This window comes from Actinokineospora spheciospongiae (assembly GCF_003182415.1).
In the GTDB taxonomy this organism is placed as follows: domain Bacteria; phylum Actinomycetota; class Actinomycetes; order Mycobacteriales; family Pseudonocardiaceae; genus Actinokineospora; species Actinokineospora spheciospongiae.
In genome coordinates this window covers 390,706-415,948 of the sequence record NZ_QHCP01000007.1, presented here as the reverse complement: position 1 = coordinate 415,948, position 25,243 = coordinate 390,706, and the positions used below count along the sequence as shown (strand labels likewise).

2 protein-coding genes are annotated in these 25,243 nt (G+C 75.2%); both read left to right on the top strand.

The window, feature by feature from the left end:
• Window positions 1-41 precede the first annotated feature (41 nt).
• On the top strand, window positions 42-14,882 hold the full coding sequence (locus DFQ13_RS20950) for a type I polyketide synthase (protein ID WP_110081017.1): 14,841 nt from the start codon (window positions 42-44) through the stop codon (window positions 14,880-14,882).
• 37 nt (window positions 14,883-14,919) lie between these two features.
• Window positions 14,920-25,194, top strand: a complete 10,275-nt coding sequence (locus tag DFQ13_RS20945; RefSeq protein ID WP_110081016.1) for a type I polyketide synthase — start codon at window positions 14,920-14,922, stop codon at window positions 25,192-25,194.
• Window positions 25,195-25,243 lie beyond the last annotated feature (49 nt).

The following is a 25,243-nucleotide window of genomic DNA, read 5'->3' as shown; positions in this document are numbered from 1 at the left end:
GGGCGCACCAGTGGTCCACGTCCTCGAAGAGGTTGCGTCAGATGCAGAACGAGCAGAAGCTCCGCGACTACCTCAAGCGGGTCACCAACGATCTGCACCAGACCCGCCAGCGTCTGCGGGAGCAGGAGGAGCGCACCCACGAGCCGATCGCCATCGTCGGCATCGGCTGCCGCTACCCCGGCGGGGTGGCCTCCCCGGAGGACCTGTGGCGGCTGGTCGCCGACGAGCGCGACGGCATCGGCCCGTTCCCCACCGATCGCGGCTGGGACCTGGAGCGGCTCTACGACCCGGACCCGGACAACCACGGCACCCTCTACACCCGCGAGGGCGGCTTCCTGCCCGACGCCGCCGACTTCGACCCCCTGTTCTTCGGCATCTCGCCCCGCGAGGCGCTGGCGATGGACCCGCACCAGCGGCTGCTGCTGGAGACCTGCTGGGAGGCCGTCGAGCGCGCGGGCGTCGACATCGAGGACCTGCGCGGCAGCCGGACCGGCGTGTTCGCGGGCGTGATGTACCAGGACTACGCCTCCCGGGTGGACCAGGCCCCCGACGACGTCGAGGGCTACCTGGGCAACGGCAGCGCCGACAGCGTCACCTCCGGCCGCGTCGCCTACACCTTCGGCCTGCGCGGCCCCGCCGTCACCGTGGACACCGCCTGCTCGTCGTCGCTGGTTGCCCTGCACCTGGCCGTGCAGTCGCTGCGGCAGGGCGAGTGCGACCTGGCCCTGGCCGGGGGCGTCACCGTCATGTCCACCCCGGGCACCTTCATCGAGATCAGCCGCCAGCGCGGCCTGTCGGCCGACGGCCGGTGCAAGGCCTTCGCCGAGGCCGCCGACGGCACCGGCTTCTCCGAGGGCGCGGGCGTGCTGCTGGTCGAGCGGCTGTCGGACGCCCTGCGCGCCGGGCACCCCGTCCTGGCCGTCGTGCGCGGCACGGCGGTCAACCAGGACGGCGCGTCCAGCGGCCTCACCGCCCCCAACGGCCCGGCCCAGCAGCGGGTCATCGCCGACGCCCTGGCCGCCGCCCGGCTCAGCCCGGCCGAGGTCGACCTGGTCGAGGCGCACGGCACCGGCACCACCCTGGGCGACCCCATCGAGGCGCAGGCCGTCCTCGCCGCCTACGGCCAGGACCGCGCCGAACCGCTGTACCTGGGGTCGGTCAAGTCCAACCTGGGCCACACCCAGGCCGCCGCCGGTGTCGCGGGCATCATCAAGGTCGTCGGGGCGATGCGGCACGGCGTGCTGCCCCGCACCCTCAACGTCGACCGGCCCACCACCGAGGTCGACTGGTCGGAGGGCGCCGTCGAGCTGCTGACCGAGGCCCGCCCGTGGCCGGAGGTGGACCGGCCGCGCCGGGCCGGGGTGTCGTCGTTCGGCATCTCCGGCACCAACGCCCACGTCATCGTCGAGCAGGCCCCCGAGGTCCCCGCCGCCGAGCCCGCCGCGCCGGTCGGCCCGGCGCCGTGGCTGGTGTCGGCCAAGACCGAGGCCGCCGCCCGCGCGCAGCTCGACGCCCTGCGCGGCGTTTCCGCTGACCCGGCCGACGTCGCCTGGACCCTGTCGCGGCGTTCGGTGTTCCCGTACCGGGCGGTCGCGCTGCCCGGTGACCCGGCTGTCGAGGTGCACCGGGCCAAGCCGGGGGAGCGCGTGGTCTTCGTGTTCCCGGGTCAGGGTTCGCAGTGGGTTGCGATGGGGCGGGAGCTGCTGGATTCCTCGCCGGTGTTCGCCGCTTCGGTGGCGGAGTGCGAGGAGGCGTTCGGGGAGTTCGTCGACTTTTCGGTGACGCGGGTGTTGCGCACTGGTGAGTCGTTGGAGCGCATTGATGTGGTGCAGCCGGTGCTGTTCACGATGATGGTGTCGCTTGCGCGGGTGTGGCAGTCGTTCGGTGTTGTTCCGGCTGCTGTGGTGGGTCATTCGCAGGGTGAGATCGCTGCCGCGTACATCGCCGGGGGTCTTTCGCTGCGGGATGCGGCGCGTGTGGTGGCTTTGCGGTCGAAGTTGTGGCTGACCCTGTCGGGCAAGGGTGGGATGGCGTCGGTTCTCGCCCCGGCGGATCAGGTGCGTGAGCGGATCGGCAAGTGGTCCGATGTGCTGGCTGTGGCGGCGGTGAACAGCCCGGGATCGTGTGCTGTCGCGGGTGATCCGGCCACTTTGGATCTGATGGTGGCCGAGTTCGAGGCCGAGGGCATCAGGGCTCGGCGGATTCCGGGTGTGGACACGGCTGGGCATTCGCCGCAGGTGGATGGGTTGCGGGAGCAGTTGTTGGCGGACATGGCCCCGGTTCGTCCGACTGCTTCGCTGGTTCCGTTCTTCTCCACGGTGACGGGTGAGTTGTTCGACACCGCTGGGATGGGTGCTGAGTACTGGTACCGGAACATGCGGGAGCCGGTGGAGTTCGAGGCGGCGTTGCGTGCGGCGTTGCCGGGTGCGGCTGTGGTGGTGGAGGTCAGTCCGCACCCGGTGTTGGCGGTGGCGATTTCCGAGGTGATCGAGGACGCCGCCTGCGAGGCCGGGGTTGTCGGCAGCCTGCGCCGCGATGAGGGCGGTCTGGACCGGGTGGCGCGCAGCCTGGGGGAGGCGTGGGCCCACGGCGCCCCGGTGGACTTCGGCACCGCCATCCCTGCCGCTCGCCTGGTCGACCTGCCCACCTACCGGTTCCAGCGGCAGCGGTACTGGCTCGACGCCACCGCCGCCCCGAGCGCCGCCGACCCCGCCGACGCCGCCTTCTGGGCCGCCGTCGAACGCGGCGACCTCGACGAGCTGTCCACCACCCTGGCCGTCGACGCCGACTCGCTCGGCACCGTGCTGCCCGCCCTGTCCACCTGGCGCGGACGCAGCCGCGACCGCTCCGCCGTCGACGGCTGGCGCTACCGCGTGGCCTGGCAGCCACTGGCCACCACTGAAGGCGCTCCCACCGGCACCTGGCTCGTAGTCGTGCCCGAGGGCACCGCCGACGAGGGGTGGTCGGCCGCCGTGCGCGACGTCGTCGGCGACGCCGTGGTGTGCCCGTGGGACGCCGCCACCGCCGACCGCGCCGCCCTGGCCACGGCGATCACCGCCCTGGGCGCCGACTTCGCCGGGGTGGTCACCACCCTGCCCCTGGACACCCGCCCGCACCCCGACCACCCGGCTGTCCCCGCCGGGCTCGCCGGTGCGCTCACCCTGCTCCAGGCCCTCGGCGACGCGGACGTGGCCGCCCCGCTGTGGCTGATCACCTCCGGTGCCGTGTCCGCCATCCCAGCCGACCCGGCCGCCGACCCCGCCCAGGCGCAGGTGTGGGGCCTCGGGCGCGTCCTCGGCCTGGAGCACCCCACCCGCTGGGGCGGCCTGGTCGACGTGCCGCCCACCCCGGACGCCCGCGCGACCGCCCGCCTGGGCGCCGTCCTAGCGGGCGTGGGCCACGAGGACCAGCTCGCCGTGCGCGCCCCCGGCACCTACGTGCGCCGCCTCGCCCCCGCCCCGCTCGGCGACCGCACCCCGCAGACCGCGTGGACCCCGCGCGGCACCACCCTCATCACCGGCGGCACCGGCGCCCTCGGCGGCCACGTCGCCCGCGCCCTGGCCGAGGCGGGCGCCCCGCACCTGGTGCTCACCAGCCGCCGGGGCCGCGCCGCCGCCGGGGCCGACGAACTGGCCGGGGAGCTGACCGCCCTCGGTGCCCGGGTCACCGTCGCCGCCTGCGACGCGGGCGACCGCGACTCCCTGGCCGCCGTCCTCGCCGACCTCCCCGCCGACCTGCCGCTGACCGCCGTCGTGCACGCCGCAGGCGTCGGCGACGTCGCCGCCCTGGCCGACACCACCCTCGACGAGGCCGCCGCGGTCATCGCGGGCAAGGCCGCGGGCGCCGAACACTTGGACGCCCTGCTCGGGGACACCCCGCTCGACGCGTTCGTGCTGTTCTCCTCCAACGCGGGCGTCTGGGGCGGCGCGGGCCAGGGTGCCTACGCCGCCGCCAACGCCCACCTCGACGCGCTCGCCGAGCGCCGCCGGGCCCGGGGCCGCACCGCCACCTCCGTGGCGTGGGGCCTGTGGGGTGGCGGCAGCGGCATGGCCGACGCCGACGACGAGGCGTACGTGCAGCGTCGCGGCCTGCGCCCGATGCCGCCCCGGCTGGGCGTGGCCGCCCTGCTGCGGGCCGTCGAGCACGACGAAACCTTCGTCGCCGTCGCCGACGTCGACTGGGCCCGGTTCGCCCCCGCCTTCACCTCCGCCCGGCCCCGACCGCTGATCGAGGACCTGCCCGAGGTCCGCGCCGCGCTGGCCGACACCGCCGCCGACGCGGGCACCGCCGCGTCCGCCCTGGCCGAACGCCTGGCGGGTGTGCCGGAAGCCGACCGGCGCGCTGTGGTGCTCGACCTGGTGCGCGGCGAGGCCGCCGCCGTGCTCGGCATCGCCGACCCGGCCGAGGTCGCCCCCGACCGGGCCTTCCGCGAACTGGGCTTCGACTCGCTGACCGCCGTCGACGTGCGCAACCGCCTGGGCGCCGCCACCGGCGTGCGGCTGCCCACCACCCTGGTCTTCGACCACCCGACCCCGGCCGCGGTCGCCGACCACCTGCTGGCCGTGGTGCTCGGCGACGGCCCCGCCGCCACCGCCGTGGCCGCGGTCGCCGCCGACGAGCCCATCGCCATCGTCGCCACCGCCTGCCGCTTCCCCGGCGGGGTCACCTCCCCCGAGGACCTGTGGGAACTGGTCTTCTCCGGTCGCGACGCGGTCGGCCCGTTCCCCACCGACCGGGGCTGGGGCGACGACCTCTTCGACCCGGACCCCGGCCGCACCGGCAAGACCTACGCCGCCGAAGGCTCGTTCCTCGACGGCGCCGGGGCGTTCGACCCGACCTTCTTCGGCATCTCCCCGCGCGAAGCCCTGGTGATGGACCCGCAGCAGCGGGTGCTGCTGGAGGCGTCCTGGGAGGTCTTCGAGCGGGCGGGCATCGACCCGTCGACCCTGCGCGGCACCGCGACCGGCGTGTTCGTCGGCGCCACCGCCCAGGGCTACGGCTCCGAGGCGTACCGCACACCCGAGGGCGCCGAGGGCTACTTCATGACCGGCAGCCAGACCGCCGTCGTGTCCGGCCGCGTGTCCTACACCCTGGGCCTGGAGGGTCCGGCGGTCACCGTCGACACGGCGTGCTCCTCGGCCCTGGTCGCCCTGCACCTGGCCGCGCAGTCGTTGCGGCAGGGTGAGTGCGGCATGGCGGTGGCCGGTGGTGTGGCGGTCATGGCGACCCCGGCGGCGTTCCTGGAGTTCAGCCGCCAGCGCGGCCTGGCCGCCGACGGCCGGGTCAAGGCGTTCGCCGAGGCCGCCGACGGCACCGCCTGGGGCGAGGGCGTCGGCCTGGTGCTGCTGGAGCGGCTGTCGGACGCCCGCCGCAACGGGCACCGGGTGCTGGCTGTGGTCCGAGGTTCGGCGGTGAACCAGGACGGCGCGTCGAACGGGCTTTCCGCGCCGAACGGGCCGTCGCAGCAGCGGGTGATCCGGCAGGCTTTGGCCAACGCCCGTCTGTCCACTCGGGACGTTGATGTGGTCGAGGCGCACGGCACCGGGACCATGCTGGGTGATCCGATCGAGGCGCAGGCGCTGCTGGCCACCTACGGGCAGGACCGGGAAGAGCCGCTGTACCTGGGGTCGGTGAAGTCCAACATCGGGCACACCCAGGCCGCGTCCGGTGCGGCCGGGCTGATCAAGGCCGTGATGGCGCTGCGCCACGGCGTGCTGCCCAAGTCCCTGCACATCGACCAGCCGAGCACGCATGTCGACTGGTCTGAGGGCGCGGTCGAGCTGCTGACCGACAACCGGCCGTGGCCCGAGCTGGACCGGCCGCGCCGGGCGGCGGTGTCGTCGTTCGGGGTGAGCGGCACCAACGCGCACATCATCCTGGAGGGCGTCCCCGCCGACGAGCCGGTGACCGCCCCCGCCGTACCGGTGGTGCCGTGGGTGGTCTCCGCCCGCACCGCCGCCGCGCTGCGGGCGCAGGTCGAGCGGTTGGCGGAGGCCGCTGCCGACCCAGAGCTGGACCCGGTGGCGGTGGCCTCGGCGCTGGCGCTGGGGCGGCAGCGGTTCGACCACCGCACCGTCGTGGCGGGCACCTCGCGGGACGACCTGGTCGAGGCCCTGCGCGCCTCCACGGGCAGCGTCGCCGGGGTCGGCCGCACGGCGTTGGTGTTCACCGGTCAGGGTTCGCAGCGTCTCGGCATGGGTCGTGAGTTGTACGAGACGTACCCGGTGTTCGCCCAGGCGTGGGACGAGGTGACGGCACACCTGCCGATCCCGGATCTGCCGGTGGAGGAGACGGGTTTCGCGCAGCCCGCGATCTTCGCGTTCGAGGTCGCGGTGGTGCGGTTGGTGGAGTCGTGGGGTGTGCGGGCGGATGCGTTCGTGGGTCACTCCATCGGTGAGTTGGCTGCTGCGTATGTGGCTGGCGTCTGGTCGCTGGAGGACGCCTGCAAGCTGGTCGCGGCTCGTGCGTCGCTGATGCAGGCGCTGCCCCGGGGTGGCGCGATGGTGGCTATTCCGGTTGCCGAGTCGAAGATCGAGCTGCCCGAGGGCGTGTCGATCGCTGCGGTGAACGGCGCGGAATCCGTGGTCATCTCTGGTGACGAAGACGCTGTTCTGGCTTTGGCGGCGCGGTTCCCCCGCTCGAAGCGGCTCAACACCAGCCACGCGTTCCATTCGGAGCACATGGAGCCGATGTTGGCGGCCTTCCGTGAGGTCGCCGAGTCGGTGACCTACCACGAGCCCAAGGTGCCGGTGATCGGCGCCGAGGTGACCTCGCCTGAGTACTGGGTGCGGCAGGTGCGGGGGGCTGTGCGGTTCCACGACGCCATCCAGCAGGTGCAGGGGATGGTGCTGGTCGAGGTCGGGCCGGACGCTTCGCTGACGGCGTTGACCGGTGGGGTCGCGTTGCAGCGCAGGGACAAGGCCGAGGCGGTCACGCTGGTGGCCGGGCTGGGCAAGGCGCACGCCCTGGGGACCGGGGTCGACTGGGCGACGTTCCTGGGTGGGCGCACCGCGCACGTGGACCTGCCCACCTACGCCTTCCAGCACGAGCACTACTGGCTCGACGGGGACGGCGTCGGCGACGTCACCGCCCTGGGTCTCGACGCCGACGACCACCCGCTGCTCGGCGCGGCCGTCGCCGTGCCCGACGGCACCGTGCTCACCGGGCGCGTGTCGCTGCGCACCCACCCGTGGCTGGCCGACCACGCCGTGCTGGGTTCGGTGTTGCTGCCGGGCACCGCGTTCGTCGAACTGGCCGTGCGCGCCGGGGACCAGGTCGGCCTGCCGCACCTGGCGGAACTGACCCTGGAAGCGCCCCTGGTGCTGCCCGAGGACGGTGCCGTGGACCTGCGCGTCGTGGTCGACGGCGACCACCGGGTCACCGTGCACTCCCGGGTCGACGGCGGCCCGTGGAGCAGGCACGCTTCCGGGCTGCTCGCCGCCGCCCCCGCCGCTCCCGCCGTGGACCTGGCCGAGTGGCCGCCCGCCGGGGCCGAGGCGCTGCCCGTCGACGCCCTCTACGCCGACGCCGAGGCAGTCGGGTTCTCCTACGGCCCCGCCTTCCGGGGTGTGCGGGCCGCGTGGCGGCGCGGGGACGAGGTCTTCGCCGAGGTGGCCCTGCCCGACGACGTGCCCGCCGACCGGTTCGGCCTGCACCCGGCCCTGCTCGACGCCGCCCTGCACCCGGTCGGCCTCGGGAGCTTCTTCGCCGACCCCGACCAGGCCCGGCTGCCGTTCGCCTGGACCGGCCTCACCCTGCACGCCACGGGCGCCGCAACCCTGCGGGTGCGGCTGGCCCCGGCCGGACCGGACGCCGTCGCCGTCACCGCCGCCGACCCGGCGGGTGTCCCCGTGGTCACCGCCACCTCCCTGGCCTTCCGCCGGGTGGCCGCCGAGCAGGTTTCCGCGACCGCCGCCGTGGTGCGCGAAGCCCTCTTCCGCGTCGACTCGACCGCCCTGACCGCCACCGCGCCCGCCCCGGACTGGGCGCTGCTCGGCCCGGCCGTCCCCGGTCTCGACCTGCCCCCCGCCGCCGAGGACCTGCCCCCGGTCGTGCTGACCTGGATCGGCACGGTCGAGGGGGAGACCGAGCCCGAGCGGGCGCGGACCGCCGTCGACCGCGCACTGTCCACTGTGGTGGACTGGCTGGCCGACGAGCGCGCCGCCGCGTCCACCCTGGTGCTGGTCGTCCCGGACGACCTCGCGCACAGCGCCGCCCACGGCCTGGTCCGCTCCGCCCAGGCCGAGCACCCCGACCGCCTGGTGCTGCTGACCACCGACGGCGGCCCGGTGCCGCTCGACGCGCTCGCCGCCGCCCTGGCGGACGGTGAAACCGAGCTGTCCGCCCGCGACGGCGCCCTGCACGCCCCCCGGCTGGTCCGCGCGCCCGCCCCGCGAACCGACCTCGCCCCGCTCGACGGCGCGGTGCTGGTCACCGGAGGCACGGGTGCCCTCGGTGCGGCCGTCGCCCGGCACCTGGTGACCGCGCACGGGGTGCGGGAGCTGGTGCTGACCAGCCGCCGTGGCCCCGACGCCGAGGGCGCGCGGGAGCTGGTCGAGGAGCTGACCGGGCTGGGTGCGGTGGTCGAGGCCGTGGCCTGCGACGCCGCTGACCGCGACGCGCTCGCCGCCCTGGTCGCCACCCGCGACTGGTCCGGTGTCGTGCACACCGCCGGTGTGGTGGACGACGGCGTGCTGTCCTCGCTCACCCCGGAGCGGGTGGAGCGGGTGCTGCGCCCGAAGGTGGACGCGGCCTGGCACCTGCACGAGCTGACCACGGGCATGGACCTGTCGATGTTCGTGCTGTTCTCCTCCGCTGCGGGCGTGTTCGGCAACCCCGGCCAGGGCAACTACGCCGCCGCAAACGCTTTCCTAGACGCGCTGGCCGCGCACCGCCGGTCCCAGGGCCTGCCCGCCGTGGCACTGGCCTGGGGTGCCTGGGCCTCGGGCATGGCCGGGGCGCTCACCGCCGCCGACGCCGCACGCGTGCGCCGCTCCGGTGTGCGCCCGCTGTCCACCGAGGACGGTCTGGCCCTGTTCGACGCAGGGTGCGCCGCAGGCGCCGACCTGGTGCCCGTGCGGCTCGACCTGGCCACCCTGCGCGGCGCGGGCGACCCGCCGCCGCTGCTGCGCGGCCTGCTCGCCACCGCGACCCGCCGCACCGCCGCCACGGCCACGGCGGCGGGTCCGCTGGCCGAACGCCTGGCCGCCGTGCCCGAGGCGGACCGGCCCGCCCTGCTGCTGGACCTGGTGCGCGCCCAGGTGGCCAAGGTGCTCGGCTTCGCCGGGCCGGACGCGGTCGAACCCACCTCCGCGTTCGTCGACCTCGGCTTCGACTCGCTGACCTCGGTCGAGTTCCGCGACGACCTCGCCGCCACCACCGGCCTGCGCCTGCCGCCGACCCTGGTGTTCGACCACCCGACCCCGCTGGCCCTGGCCGCCCACCTCGGCGCCGGGCTCGACGGCCGGACCGCCCCGGCCGCACCGGTGACCGCCACCCGGGCCGCCGCCGACGAACCGATCGCCATCGTGGCGATGAGCTGCCGCTACCCCGGCGGCATCGGCTCCCCCGAGGACCTGTGGCGGATGGTCCGCGACGGCGGCGACGGCATCTCCGCGTTCCCCGAGGACCGGGGCTGGGACACCGCCGAGCTGTTCGACCCCGACCCCGACAAGCCGGGCAAGACCTACGCCCGGGAGGGCGGGTTCCTGGCGGGCGCCGCCGAGTTCGACCCGGTGTTCTTCGGCATCTCGCCCCGCGAGGCGTACGCGATGGACCCGCAGCAGCGCCTGCTCCTGGAAACCTCCTGGGAGGTGCTGGAGCGCGCCGGGCTCGACCCGGCCGGGCTGCGCGGCAGCCGGACCGGGGTGTTCGCGGGCGTGATGTACCACAACTACGCCGCCCGCCTGGCCGACGTGCCCGACGAGATCGAGGGCTTCCTCGGCACGGGTGCCTCCAGCAGCGTCGTGTCCGGCCGGGTCGCCTACACCTTCGGGTTCGAGGGCCCTGCGGTCACCGTGGACACCGCGTGCTCGTCGTCGCTGGTGTCGCTGCACCTGGCCGCGCAGTCGCTGCGGCAGGGGGAGTGCGACCTGGCGCTGGCGGGCGGGGTGACCGTCATGGCCACCGCCGACACGTTCATCAACTTCAGCCGCCAGCGCGGTCTGGCCCCCAACGGCCGGTGCAAGCCGTTCGCGGCTGCCGCCGACGGCACCGGGTGGTCCGAGGGCGTTGGTGTGCTCCTGCTGGAGCGGCTGTCGGACGCCCGCCGCAACGGGCACCAGGTCCTGGCCGTGGTCCGGGGTTCTGCGGTGAACCAGGACGGCGCCTCGAACGGGCTGACCGCGCCGAACGGACCGTCGCAGCAGCGGGTGATCCGGCAGGCGCTCGCCAGTGCCGGTCTGTCCACTCGCGACGTCGATGTGGTGGAGGCGCACGGCACCGGGACGACGCTGGGCGACCCGATCGAGGCGCAGGCCGTTCTCGCCACCTACGGGCAGGACCGGACCGAGCCGCTGTGGCTGGGGTCGATCAAGTCCAACCTGGGCCACACCCAGGCCGCCGCCGGGGTCGCCGGGGTGATCAAGGTCGTCGAGGCGATGCGGCACGGGGTGCTGCCCAAGACGCTGCACGTGGACCAGCCCTCCCCGCACGTCGACTGGTCCGAGGGCGCCGTCGAGCTGCTGACCGAGTCCCGGCCGTGGCCGGAGACCGGCAGGCCCCGGCGGGCGGCGGTGTCGTCGTTCGGGGTCAGCGGCACCAACGCGCACGCCGTCATCGAGCACGTCGCCGAGGCCCCCGCGCCCGCCGAGCCGGACGAGCCCGGCGCGGTGCCGTGGGTGCTCTCCGCCCGCAGCCGCGCCGCCCTGCTCGCCCAGGCCGAGCGGCTGGCCGCCTTCGCCACCGAACACCCCGACCTGGGCCCGGTCTCCCTGGGCCGCTCCCTGGCCGAGACCAGGGCCCGCTTCGAGCACCGCGCGGTGGTGGTGGGTTCCTCCCGGGCGGAACTGCTCGCCGGGCTGGGTTCCCTCTCGCCAGTGGTGGCCGGGTCGGGGAAGACGGCGCTGCTGTTCACCGGTCAGGGTTCGCAGCGGCTCGGCATGGGTCGTGAGCTGTACGAGACGTACCCGGTGTTCGCTCAAGCGTGGGACGAGGTGACCGCGCACCTGTCCATTCCGGACTTGCCGGTTGAAGACACCGGGTTTGCTCAGCCCTCGATCTTCGCCTTCGAGGTCGCCACGGTGCGGTTGTTGGAGTCGTGGGGTGTGCGGGCGGATGCGTTCGTGGGTCACTCCATCGGTGAGTTGGCTGCCGCGTATGTGGCTGGGGTGTGGTCGCTGGAGGACGCCTGCAAGGTGGTGTCGGCTCGGGCCTCGCTGATGCAAGAGCTGCCCCGGGGTGGTGCGATGGTGGCGATCCCAGTCGGAGAGTCGGAGATCGAGCTGACCGAGGGTGTGTCGATCGCTGCGGTGAACGGCGCGGAGTCGGTGGTTGTCTCCGGTGATGAGGACGCCGTGCTCGCGTTGGCGGCGCAGTTCCCGCGCTCGAAGCGGTTGAACACCAGTCACGCGTTCCACTCGGCGCACATGGACCCGATGCTGGAGGCATTCCGCGAGGTTGCGGAGTCGGTGGCTTACAACGAGCCGAAGGTGCCGGTGATCGGTGCTGAGGTGACTTCGGCGGAGTACTGGGTGCAGCAGGTTCGTGGAGCCGTGCGGTTCCACGACGCTGTGCGACAGGTCGAAGGCATGGTGTTGGTCGAGGTCGGGCCGGATGCTTCGCTGACGGCGTTGACCGGTGGGGTTGCGTTGCAGCGCAGGGACAGGTCCGAGGCGGTCGCGTTGGTGGCCGGGTTGGGCAAGGCCCACGCGGCGGGGACCCCGGTGGACTGGGCGGCGTTCTTCGGTGGCCGGGGGGCGCGGGTGGACCTGCCCACCTACGCGTTCCAGCACGACCACTACTGGCTGTTCCCGCCCGCCGCCGGGGCCGCCGGTGCCCGGGGCTACGGCCTGGCGGGCGCCGACCACCCGCTGGTCGGTGCTGCCGTGGCCCTGCCCGACACCGACGGGCTCGTGCTCACCGGCAGGCTCGCCGCCCGCGACCACGCCTGGGTGGCCGACCACGCCGTGCACGGCGCGGTCCTGCTGCCCGGCACCGCCCTGGTCGACCTCGCCGTCCGGGCGGGCGACGAGGTCGGCGCCGCCGAACTGGTCGAACTGACCCTGGAGGCGCCCCTGGTGCTGCCCGGGGACGGCGCGGTCGACCTGCGGGTCGGCGTGGCCGGACCGGACGGATCGGGGGCGCGCGCGGTCAACGTGCACAGCCGCCCGGCGGGCGCCGACGCCGACGTGCCGTGGACCCGCCACGCCACCGGCCTGCTCGCCGAGGGCACCGGAACCGCCCCCGCCGACCTGACCGCCTGGCCACCGCCCGGCGCCGACCCGGTCGACACCGGCACCCTGTACGCGGAACTGGCCGACCTGGGCCTGGACTACGGGCCCGCCTTCCGCGGCCTGCGCGCGGCGTGGCGGCGGGGCGACGAGGTCTTCGCCGAGGTGTCCCTGCCCGAGGAGCACCGCGCCGACGCGGCCCGCTTCGGCGTCCACCCGGCCCTGCTCGACGCGGCCCTGCACACCATCGGCCTCACCGCGGCCACCCCCGGCAGCGACATCGACACCGCCCGGTTGCCGTTCGCCTGGACCGGGGTGACCCTGCACGCCGCGGGCGCCACCGCCGCCCGGGTGCGGGTCACCATGACGGGTGCCGACGCGGTCCGGGTGGACGTCGCCGACCCGGCGGGTGCCCCCGTGGTCACCGTGGCCTCCCTGGCGACCCGCCCGGTGTCGGTCGAGCAGTTGACCGCCGCCGACCGGGGTGGGGCCGCGCTGCTGCGCCTGGACTGGGTGCCCGCCGCCACCGCCGCCCCGGCTCCCGCCGCGGTCGTCGTCGGCACCGGTGCCCTCGACCTGCCGGGGGCGCTCAAGGCTGCGGGTGTCGAGGTGACCACGCACGCCGACCTCGCATCCCTGCCCCCGCTCACCGACGCCGTCCCGGTCCTCGTCCACCTCGACCCCACCGACGACCCGCGCACCGCCGCGACCGTCGCCCTGGACCTGGTGCGCGGCTGGCTGGACGGCGACCGCCCCGAGGGCGCCCGCCTGGTCCTGCTCACCCGGGGCGCGGTCGCCGCCGCCGACGGCGACACCATCGCCGACCCGGCCCCGGCCGCGGCGTGGGGCCTGGTCCGCTCCGCCCAGTCCGAACACCCCGACCGGGTCGTCCTGGTCGACACCGACGACGACCCCCGGTCCCTGACCCTGCTCCTCCCCGCCATCGCGGGCGGCGAACACCAACTCGCCCTGCGCGGCGGCCGGGCGCTGGCCCCCCGGCTGGTCCGCACCGCCACACCCGCGAACGACGGCCCGCCCGCCCCGACGGGCACCGGGCTCGATCCGGCGGGCGCCGGGTTCGGCTCAGCGGGGGCCGGGTTCGATCCGGCGGGTGCCGGGCTTGCCTCGCCGGCCGCCGCGCTCGACCTGGCGGGCATCGGGCTCGACTCGGCGGGTGCCGCGTTCGACCCGGCGGGCACCGTGCTGCTCACCGGGGCGACCGGCTCCCTGGGCAGGCTGGTGGCCCGCCACCTGGTGACCGCGCACGGCGTCCGGCACCTCGTGCTGGCCAGCCGCCGTGGCCCGGCCGCCGCCGGTGCTCCCGAGTTGGTCGCCGAACTGGCCGCACTGGGCGCCGACGCCGAGGTGGTCGCCTGCGACGCCGCCGATCGGGTCGCCGTGGCCGCGCTGCTGGCCGCCGTGCCCGCCACCCGCCCGCTCACCGCCGTCGTGCACGCCGCGGGTGTGCTCGACGACGGTGTCCTGGCCGCCATGACCCCCGAGCGGGTGGCACGGGTGTTGCGCCCCAAGGCCGACGCCGCCCGGGTGCTGCACGAGCTGACCCGCGACCTCGACCTGGCCGCGTTCGTGCTGTTCTCCTCCGCAGCGGGGGTGCTCGGCAGCCCCGGCCAGGCCAACTACGCCGCCGCGAACGCCTACCTCGACGCCCTGGCCGTGCACCGGCGGTCGCTCGGCCTGCCCGCGGTGTCGCTGTCCTGGGGTGCCTGGGCCGACGCCGACGGCATGGCCGCCGACCTCGCCGACGCCGACCGGCGCCGGATGAGCCGGGCGGGTGTCGTCCCGCTGATCGCAGACCAGGGCCTGGCCCTGTTCGACGCGGCGCTGGCCGCCGACGCGGCGCACCTGGTGCCGATGGGTGTGGCCGCCACCGCCCCGCGCGGGGCCACCATCCCGCCGGTGCTGTCCGGCCTGGTCCGCGCCCCCCGCCGGGCCGCCCGCGCCGCCGCCGCCGAGACCGACGCCTCCGCCCTGCTGGCCGCGCTGGCGGGCAAGTCCGACGAGGAGCGCACCGCGCTGCTGGTCGGCCTGGTCCGCGCCGAGGTCGCCGCCGTGCTCGGCTTCGCCGGGCCGGAGGCGGTCGAGCCGGGCCGGGGTTTCCTGGAGCTGGGCATCGACTCGCTGACCGCGGTCGAGCTGCGCAACCAGCTCGGCGTGGCCACCGGCCTGCGGCTGTCCACCACGGTGGTCTTCGACTACCCCACCCCGGACGCCATGGCCGGGCACCTGCGCGACGAACTGGGTGAGGGCACCGCCACCGGCGCCCTGACCGCCTACGCCGAGCTGGACCGGTTGGCCGCCCTGCTGTCCGCGGTGGTCCCCGCCGACGACGCCGAGCGCGCGGGTGTCGCCGAGCGGCTGCGCGGCCTGCTCGCCACGTGGAACGGCCCCTCGGCCGCCGCCGCGGGCGGGGTGGAGTCCGCCACCGCGGAAGAACTTTTCGACCTGCTCGACACGGAGCTGGAGACCTCATGAGCCCGGCCCGCCCCGTCCCAGAGGGAGCTGACCCCCGGTGGTGAACGAAGAGAAGTACCTCGACTACCTCAAGCGTGCGACGACCGATCTGCGGGAGACCCGGCAGCGGTTGCGCGAGGTCGAGGCCAGGGACCGCGAGCCGATCGCGGTGGTGGGCATGGCCTGCCGCTACCCGGGCGGGGTGCACTCGCCGGAGGACCTGTGGCGCGTGGTCGCCGAGGGCGCCGACGGCATCGGCGGGTTCCCCACCGACCGGGGCTGGGACGTCGAGGGCATCTTCGACCCGCAGCGCCTGCGGCCGGGCACCTCCTACGGGCGCGAGGGTGGCTTCCTCTACGACGTCGCCGACTTCGACCCGGCGTTCTTCGGCATCTCCCCGCGCGAGGCGCTGGCGATGGACCCGCACCAGCGGCTGCTGCTGGAGGTCTCCTGGGAGGCCGTCGAGCGCGCGGGCATCGACCCCGAGTCGTTGCGCGGCAGCCGGACCGGGGTCTTCACCGGCCTGATGAATACCAACGACTACGTGTCCCGGCTGACCTCGGTGCCCGAGGGCGTCGAGGGCTACCTGGGTACGGGCAGTTCCGGCAGCATCGCCTCCGGCCGCGTCGCCTACACCCTCGGGTTGGAGGGTCCGGCGGTCACCGTGGACACCGCGTGCTCGTCGTCGCTGGTGGCCCTGCACCTGGCCGCGCAGGCGCTGCGCCAGGGTGAGTGCGGGCTGGCGCTGGCGGGCGGGGTCACCGTGATGGCCACGGCGGAGACCTTCGTCGAGTTCAGCCGCCAGGGCGGCATGGCACCCGACGGGCGCTGCAAGGCGTTCGCCGACGCCGCCGACGGCACCGGGTTCTCCGAGGGCGCGGGCGTGCTGGTGCTGGAGCGGCTGTCCGACGCCCGCCGCAACGGGCACCGGGTGCTGGCGGTCGTGCGCGGCACGGCGGTCAACCAGGACGGCGCCTCCAGCGGCCTCACCGCCCCGAACGGGCCGTCGCAGCAGCGGGTCATCCGCCAGGCCCTCACCGCCGCCCGGCTCTCGCCGAACCAGGTCGACGCCGTGGAGGCGCACGGCACCGGCACCACCCTGGGCGACCCGATCGAGGCGCAGGCCCTGCTGGCCGTCTACGGCCAGGACCGCCCGGCCGGGCGACCGCTGTGGCTGGGCTCGGTGAAGTCCAACCTCGGCCACACCCAGGCCGCAGCGGGCGCCGCCGCCATGATCAAAATGATCATGGCGATGCGGCACGGGGTGCTGCCCAGGACCCTGCACGTCGACCGGCCCTCCACCAAGGTCGACTGGTCTTCCGGCGGGGTCGCCCTGCTCACCGAGCAGCGGCCGTGGGACACCGACGCCGACCAGCCCCGCCGGGCCGGGGTGTCGTCGTTCGGCCTCAGCGGCACCAACGCGCACGTGGTGCTGGAGCAGGTCCCCGAGTACGAGCCCACCGAGGAAGCCGCTCCCGCCCCCGCCGGGCCGGTTCCGGTGCTGCTGTCCGCCCGCACCGCCGACGCCGTGCGCGCTCAGGCCGCCGCACTGGCCGAGACCCGCGCCGCCACCGCGCCCGACCCGGCGGACGTGGCCTGGACCCTGTCCCGCCGCACCGCCTTCCCCCAGCGCGCCGTCCTGCTCCCCGGCGACGACACCGTGCAGGTCACCACCGCCAAGCCCGGGGACCGGGTGGTCTTCGTGTTCCCCGGTCAGGGGTCGCAGTGGATTGCCATGGGCCGGGAGTTGTTGGATTCCTCGCCGGTGTTCGCCGCTTCGGTGGCGGAGTGCGAGGAAGCTTTTGGGGAGTTCACCGATTGGTCGGTGACGCACGTCCTGCGCACTGGTGAGTCGTTGGAGCGCATTGACGTGGTGCAGCCGGTGCTGTTCACCATGATGGTGTCTCTGGCGAGGGTGTGGCAGTCGTTCGGTGTGAAGCCTGCTGCGGTGGTGGGCCACTCGCAGGGTGAGATCGCTGCCGCGTACATCGCCGGGGGTCTTTCGCTGCGGGATGCGGCGCGTGTGGTGGCTCTGCGGTCGAAGCTGTGGCTGACGTTGTCGGGCAAGGGTGGGATGGCGTCGGTTCTCGCTCCCGCCGATCAGGTGCGCGAGCGGATCGAGAAGTGGTCCGATGTGCTCGCCGTCGCTGCGGTGAACAGCCCGGGTTCCTGTGCTGTCGCGGGCGATCCGGCCACGCTGGATGTGATGGTCGCGGAGTTCGAGGCCGAGGGCATTCGGGCTCGGCGGATTCCCGGCGTCGACACCGCTGGGCACTCGCCGCAGGTGGATCAACTGCGGGAGCAGCTTCTGGCGGACATGGCGCCGGTTCGCCCGGTCACCGCGCAGGTCCCGTTCTTCTCCACGGTGACCGGCGAACTGTTCGACACCGCCGGGATGGATGCCGAGTACTGGTACCGGAACATGCGGGAGCCGGTGGAGTTCGAGGCGGCTCTGCGTGCCGCGCTGCCGGGCACGGCTGTGGTGGTGGAGGTGTCTCCGCACCCCGTGCTGTCCGTGGCGATTTCCGAGGTGATCGAGGACGCCGGCGTTGAAGCTGGTGTTGTTGGCAGCCTGCGCCGCGATGAGGGCGGACTGGATCGGGTTGTCCGCAGTCTGGGGGAGGCGTGGGCCCACGGCGCCCCCGTCGACTGGTCGGCCGTTGTGCCCTCGGGTGCGTTGGTGGACCTGCCCACCTACCCGTTCCAGCGGCAGCGGTACTGGCTCGACGCCCCCGCTGTCATCGGCGACCCGTCCGGCTACGGGCAACTCGGCGCCGACCACCCCCTGCTGGGTGCCGCGATCGCCCTGGCCGACTCAGACGGCCTGCTGCTGACGGGTCGGCTGTCGCTGCGCACGCACCCGTGGCTGGCCGACCACGCCGTCTGGGGCAATGTCCTGCTGCCCGGCACGGCCTTCGTCGAACTGGCCGCGCACGCCGGGGCCAGGGTGGGCTGCGAGGCGATCGAGGACTTGACCCTGGAAGCCCCGCTCCTGCTCGCCGACGACGCCGTGTCCGTGCAGATCACCGTGGGCGCCCCTGACAGCACCGGTGCCCGGTCGGTGGCCATCCACTCCCGCGCCGATGAAGACGGCCCGTGGACCCGGCACGCCACCGGCACGGTCACCGTCACCACCGCCGCACCCGACTTCGACTTCACCACCTGGCCCCCGCCCGGCGCCGAAGAACTGTCCACGAAGGACCTCTACACCGAGCTGTCCGGGATCGGCCTCGGCTACGGCCCGGCGTTCCAGGGTCTGCGGGCCGCGTGGCGCGACGGTGCCGACGTGTGCGCCGAGATCGCCCTGCCCGAGGCGCACCGCGAGGAGGCCACCCGGTTCGGCCTGCACCCGGCGCTGCTCGACGCCGCCCTGCACGGCATGGGCCTCGGCGGGTTCGGCGACCACGAGCCCGGGGTGGTGCGCCTGCCGTTCGCCTGGACCGGGGTGCGGCTGTTCGCCTCCGGTGCCCCCGCGCTGCGCGTGCGGCTGTCCCCGGTCGACGGTGGGATCGCCCTGCGGGTGGCCGACGGCGCCGGTGGTCCCGTCGCCGCCGTGGACTCGCTGGTGCTGCTGCCCGCCTCCGCCGACCAGCTCGCCGCCGGGGCCACCGCCGCCGTGGTCCGCGACTCCCTGTTCCAGGTGGACTGGACCCCGGTGCCGGTGCCCGACACCACCGCAGAGGCCGAGGTGCACGAGGTGCCCACCGGCCTCGACCCGACCGCCCTGACCACCGCCGTGCTGGACAGGCTCCAGTCGTGGCTGGTGGGGGAGCAGCCCCCCGAGCTGCCCCTGGTCCTGCTCACCCGCTCCGCCGACGACCCGGCCCACGCCGCCGCGCACGGCTTGGTGCGCGCTGCCCAGTCCGAGCACCCCGGCCGGTTCGTCCTGCTCGACGTGCGGGGCGCCGCTCCCGCCGCCGGGCTGGTCGCCGCTGCCCTGGCCACCGGGGAACCCGAGCTGCTGCTGCGCGACGGGCAGGTGCTGGCCCGCAGGCTGGCGCGCGCCCGCGTCGCCGACGGCGCCACCTCGCCCGCCCTGGACCCGGACGGCACCGCCCTGGTCACCGGTGGCACCGGCGCGCTCGGTGCGCTGGTGGCCCGCCACCTGGTCACCGTGCACGGCGTCCGCCACCTGCTGCTGACCAGCCGTCGCGGCCCCGACGCCGAGGGTGCCGCCGAACTGGCCGCCGAGCTGCGCGCCCTGGGCGCGGAGGTGACCGTGGCCGCCTGCGACACCGCCGACCGGGCGGCGCTGACCGCGCTGCTGGCCGGGGTGCCCGCCGCGCACCCGCTGACGGTGGTCGTGCACAGCGCGGGCGTGCTCGACGACGGCACCGTGGAATCCCTCGACGCCGAGCGGGTCGCCCGGGTGCTGCGCCCCAAGGTCGACGCGGCCCTGCTGCTCGACGAGCTGACCCGCGACCTCGACCTGGCCGCGTTCGTCCTGTTCTCCTCCGCCGCCGGGGTGTTCGGCAGCGCGGGCCAGGGCAACTACGCCGCCGCCAACGCCTTCCTCGACGACCTGGCCGCCCGCCGCCGCGCCGCCGGGCTGCCCGGGGTGTCCCTGGCCTGGGGCTACTGGGCCCAGCGCAGCGCCATGAGCGGGCACCTCGCCGACGCCGACGTGGCCAGGATGGCCCGCGCCGGGGCGGGCGGGCTGTCCTCCGAGGAGGGCCTGGCCCTGTTCGACGCGGCCCTCGTCGCCGACCGGGCGCTGCTGGTCCCGGTCAAGCTCGACCTGGCCGCCGTGCGCGCCGCCGCCGCCGACGCGGTGCCCGCGCTGCTGCGCGGCCTGGTCCGGCCCACCCGCCGGGCCGCGTCCACCACCGCCGACGGCACCGCCACCCTGGCCCGACTCGCCGGGCTGTCGGCGGCCGAACGGCTCGACGCCCTGCTGGACCTGGTGCGCGAGCACGTCGCCGGGGTGCTCGGCCACGCCTCCGCCGACGCCGTGTCCCCCGAGCTGGCCTTCAAGGACCTCGGCTTCGACTCGCTGACCGCCGTCGAGCTGCGCAACCAGCTCGGCGCGGCCCTGGGCCTGCGCCTGCCCACCACCCTGGTCTTCGACTACCCGTCCCCGGCCGCCCTGGCCGCGCACCTGCGCGACCAGCTCGGCGGCGCCCCGGCCCAGGCCCGCGCGGTGGTGCGCACCGGCCCGGCCGACGAGCCGGTGGCCGTGGTGGCGATGAGCTGCCGCTACCCCGGTGGGATCGCCTCCCCCGAGGACCTGTGGCGGCTGCTGGCCCGGGGCGCGGACGCCCTGGTGCCGTTCCCGACCGACCGGGGCTGGGCCACCGACACCCTGTTCGACGACGACCCCGACCACCTGGGCACCACCTACGCCCGCGAGGGCGGTTTCCTGGCGGGCGCGGCGCTGTTCGACCCGGCGTTCTTCGGCATCTCCCCGCGCGAGGCCCTCGCGATGGACCCGCAGCAGCGCCTGCTGCTGGAGGCGTCCTGGGAGGTCTTCGAGCGGGCGGGCATCGACCCGGCGACCGTGCGCGGCAGCCGGGCCGGGGTGTTCGCGGGCGCCATGAACAGCGGTTACGTCGCCCGCCTGACCGCCGTGCCCGACGACCTGGAGGGCTACCTGAGCACCGGCGCGTCGGCCAGCGTCATCTCCGGCCGGGTCGCCTACGCCCTGGGATTGGAGGGGCCTGCGGTCACCGTGGACACCGCCTGCTCGTCGTCGCTGGTCGCCCTGCACCTGGCCGCCAGGGCGCTGCGCGACGGCGACTGCGACCTGGCGCTGGCGGGCGGGGTGACCGTGATGGCCACCCCGGACACGTTCATCGACTTCAGCCGCCAGCGAGGCTTGGCCCCCGACAGCCGGGTCAAGGCGTTCGCCGAGGCCGCCGACGGCACCGCCATGTCCGAGGGCGTGGGCGTGCTGCTGCTGGAGCGGCTGTCGGACGCGCGCCGCAACGGGCACCGGGTGCTGGCCGTGGTCCGGGGTTCGGCGGTGAACCAGGACGGCGCGTCGAACGGGTTGACCGCGCCGAACGGTCCGTCGCAGCAGCGGGTCATCCAGCACGCGCTCGCCAACGCCGGTCTGTCCACACAGGACGTCGACGTGGTGGAGGCGCATGGCACCGGGACCACGCTGGGCGACCCGATCGAGGCCCAAGCCCTGCTCGCCACCTACGGGCAGGACCGCGAGGAGCCGCTGTACCTGGGGTCGGTGAAGTCCAACATCGGCCACACCCAGGCCGCCGCCGGGGTCGCGGGCGTGATCAAGGTGATCATGGCCATGCGGCACGGCGTGCTCCCCCAGACCCTCGGCGTCGACGCCCCCACCACCCACGTCGACTGGGCCGGGGGCGCGGTGGAGCTGCTGACCGAGGCGCGGCCGTGGCCGGAGACCGGGCGGCCCCGGCGGGCCGGGGTGTCGTCGTTCGGCATCAGCGGCACCAACGCCCACGTCGTCCTGGAGGCCCCGGCCGACGAGCCCGCCCCGGCCGCCGACCCGCTCCCGGTGGTGCCGTGGGTGCTCTCCGCCCGCACCGCCGACGCCCTGGCCGCGCAGGCCGAACGCCTGCGCGCCGCCGTCACCGCCGACCCGGGCCTGGACCCGGTCGAGGTCGGCCGCACCCTGGTCCTGGGCCGGGGCCGCTTCGAGCACCGCGCGGTGGTCGTGGGCGCCACCAGGGACGAACTGCTCGACTCCCTGCGTACCCCGGCGGGCAGTGTCGCGGGCACCGGCCGCACGGCGTTGGTGTTCACCGGTCAGGGTTCGCAGCGTCTGGGCATGGGGCGTGAGCTGTACGAGACGTACCCGGTGTTCGCCCAGGCGTGGGACGAGGTCACCGAGCACTTGTCCATCCCGGACCTTCCCGTTGGGGACACCGGTTTCGCCCAGCCCGCGATCTTCGCGTTCGAGGTCGCCATGGTGCGGCTGCTGGAATCGTGGGGTGTGCGACCGGACGCGCTTGTCGGTCACTCCATCGGCGAGCTGGCTGCCGCGTATGTGGCTGGTGTCTGGTCGCTGGAGGACGCCTGCAAGCTGGTGTCGGCCCGGGCCTCGCTGATGCAGGCCCTGCCGCGTGGTGGTGCCATGGTGGCGATCCCGGTCGGAGAGTCGGAGATCGAGCTGACCGAGGGTGTGTCGATCGCGGCGGTGAACGGCGCGGAGTCGGTGGTCATCTCTGGTGATGAGGACGCCGTGCTCGCGTTGGCGGCGCAGTTCCCCCGGTCGAAGCGGTTGAACACCAGTCACGCGTTCCACTCCGCGCACATGGACCCGATGCTGGCGGCGTTCCGTGAGGTTGCCGAGTCGGTGATCTACCGTGAGCCGAAGGTGCCGGTGGTTGGTGCTGAGGTGACCTCGCCGGAGTATTGGGTTCAGCAGGTGCGTGGGGCTGTGCGGTTCCACGACGCCATCCAGCAGGTCGAAGGCATGGTGCTGGTTGAGGTTGGTCCGGATGCGTCGTTGACCGCCTTGACGGGCGGGGTTGCGTTGCAGCGCAAGGACAGGCCGGAAGCGGTGAACCTGGTCGCCGGGTTGGGCAAGGCCCATGCCCTGGGGACCTCGGTCGACTGGGCCGCGTTCTTCGGTGGTCGCACCGCGCACGTGGACCTGCCCACCTACGCGTTCCAGCACGACCACTTCTGGCTGGAGTCTTACGACGGCGGTGGTGACGCCACCGGGCTCGGTCAGGTCGTCGCCGACCACCCCCTCGTGGGTGCCGTGGTCGAGGTGCCGGACGGCGTTGTCCTCACCGGGCGGCTGTCGCTGCGCACCCACCCGTGGCTGGCCGACCACGCCGTGCTGGGTTCGGTGCTGCTGCCCGGCACCGCGTTCCTCGACCTGGCCCTGCGCGCGGGTGCCGAGGTCGACGCCCCCCGGGTGGCGGAGTTGACCCTGGAGGCCCCGCTCGCCCTGCCCGAGGACGGTGCTGTCGCGCTGCGCGTGGTCGTCGACGCCGAGCGGCGGGTGGAGGTCCACTCCCGGGTCGGGGACGGCCCGTGGGTGCGCAACGCCGTGGGCGCGCTCGCCGCCGCCGAGCCCGCCGGGGCGCCCGCCGCCCCCGAGTGGCCGCCCGCCGACGCCGAAGTCCTCGACGTGGACGGCTTCTACGCCGAGGCGCTGGCCGGTGGTTTCGCCTACGGCCCGGTGTTCCAGGGCCTGCGGCGCGCGTGGCGCAGCGGCGGCGAGGTGCTGGCAGAGGTGGAACTGCCCGAGTCGGCCGACGCCGAGCGCTTCGGCGTGCACCCGGCCCTGCTCGACGCCGCCCTGCACACCCTCGGTTTCGCCGACCTGCCCGCCGCCGGTGACGGCGATGTCCGGCTGCCGTTTAGCTGGCGCGGTGTGGCCGTGCACCGCCCCGGTGCCGCCGTCGCCCGCGCCCGGCTGGTCCCGGTCGGCGACGACGCCGTGGGGCTGCTGCTCACCGACGCGCACGGGCAACCGGTCGCCGAGGTCGAGCGGCTGGTGCTGCGCCCGGTCCCGGTCCGGCAGCTCGCCGCCGCCGGGGGAGCGGGCCCGGACGCGCTGTTCCGGGTCGAGTGGCGGCCGGTGGCGCTCGCCGCCGCCGCGCCTTTCCCCGGCCGGGTCGCGGTCGCCCCCGGCGACGACGACCTGGCCCGCGCGCTCGGCCTCGACCCGGCCGAGACCACCGCCCCGACCGACCTGACCGGCTCACCCGACGTGGTGGTGGTCCCGCTGCCCGCCGGAGCGGGTTCGCCCGCCGCCGCCCGAGCCGCCGCACTGGGCGCGCTCGACCTGCTGCGCACCTGGTTGGCCGACGAACTCTCGGCGGGCACCGCGCTGGTCCTGGTGACCAGGGGCGCCGTCGGCGACGAGGTCACCGACCTGGTCAACGCCCCGGTGTGGGGCCTGGTGCGCTCGGCGCAGGCCGAGCACCCCGGCCGCTTCGCCCTCGTCGACACCGACGGCACCGAGGCGTCCCACCGGGCCCTGCTCGCCGCCTTGGCCACCGGGGAACCGCAGGTGCGGCTGCGCGGCGGTCAGGCGTTCGCACCCCGGCTGGCCCGCACCGGGCCGATCGCCCCGGGTGCCCCCGACCTGTCCGAGGGCGCGGTCCTGGTCACCGGCGGCACCGGTGCCCTCGGGGGCCTGGTGGCCCGTCACCTGGCCACCGCGCACGGGGTGCGGGAGCTGGTGCTGACCAGCCGTCGCGGCCCCGACGCCGAGGGCGCGCGGGAGCTGGTCGAGGAACTGGCCGAGTTGGGCGCCAAGGCCGAGGTCGTCGCCTGCGACGCCGCCGACCGGGCCGCCCTGGCCACCGTGCTGGACACGCGGTCCTGGTCCGGTGTCGTGCACACCGCCGGTGTGGTCGACGACGGCGTGCTGTCCTCGCTCACCCCGGAACGGGTGGAGCGCGTCCTGCGCCCGAAGGTCGACGCCGCGTGGCACCTGCACGAGCTGACCGCAGGCATGGACCTGTCGATGTTCGTGCTGTTCTCCTCCGCCGCAGGCGTCTTCGGCAACGCGGGCCAGGCGAGCTACGCCGCGGGCAACGCCTTCCTCGACGCCCTCGCCGCGCACCGCCGGTCCCAGGGCCTCCCCGGCGTCTCCCTGGCCTGGGGCCTGTGGGAGCAGGCGGGGGGCATGGCGGGCGACCTCGCCGAGGGCGACCGCGAGCGGCTGGCCCGCTCCGGGGTCACCGGCCTGCCCACCGACGAGGCCCTGGCCCTGCTCGACACCGCCCTCGGCGGCGAGGACGCCCTGCTCGTCCCGGTCCGCCTGGACCTGGCCGCGCTGCGCGCGGGCCACGAGATCGGTGTCCTGCCGCAGATCCTGCACGGCCTGGTGCGCGGGCAGGCGGGCCGGACCGCCGAGCGGGTGGGCAACGCCGACGCCCTGCTGCGCGACCTGGCGGGCAAGCCGGAGGACGAGCGCCGCGCCCTGCTCACCGCCCTGGTGCGCGGCCTGGTCGCCGACGTGCTCGGCCACAGCGGCCCCGAGCAGGTCGACCCCGACCGCGCGTTCTCCGACGTCGGCTTCGACTCGCTGACCGCCGTCGAGCTGCGCAACGCCCTCACCGCCGCCACCGGCCTCGACCTGCCCGCCACCCTGGTCTTCGACCACCCCAACCCGGCGGTCCTGGCCGAGCACCTGCTCCAGACCCTGCCCGGCGGCGCCGAGGCGGTCCTGGTGCCGGTGCTCACCGAACTGGACCGGCTGGAGGGCGTGCTCGCCGCCGTCGAGGGCGAGGGGGTCGACCGGTCCCGGGTGGCCGCCCGGCTGCAAGCCCTGCTCGCCAGGTGGGGCGACGACGGCGCCGCCCCGGACGACACCACCGACCTGATCGAGTCGGCCAGCGACGACGAGATCTTCGACTTCATCGGCAAGGAGTTCGGCATCTCCTAGCGAGACCGCCCTGCCCGACCGCCCAGCGCCACCCGAGGGGACCGACCAC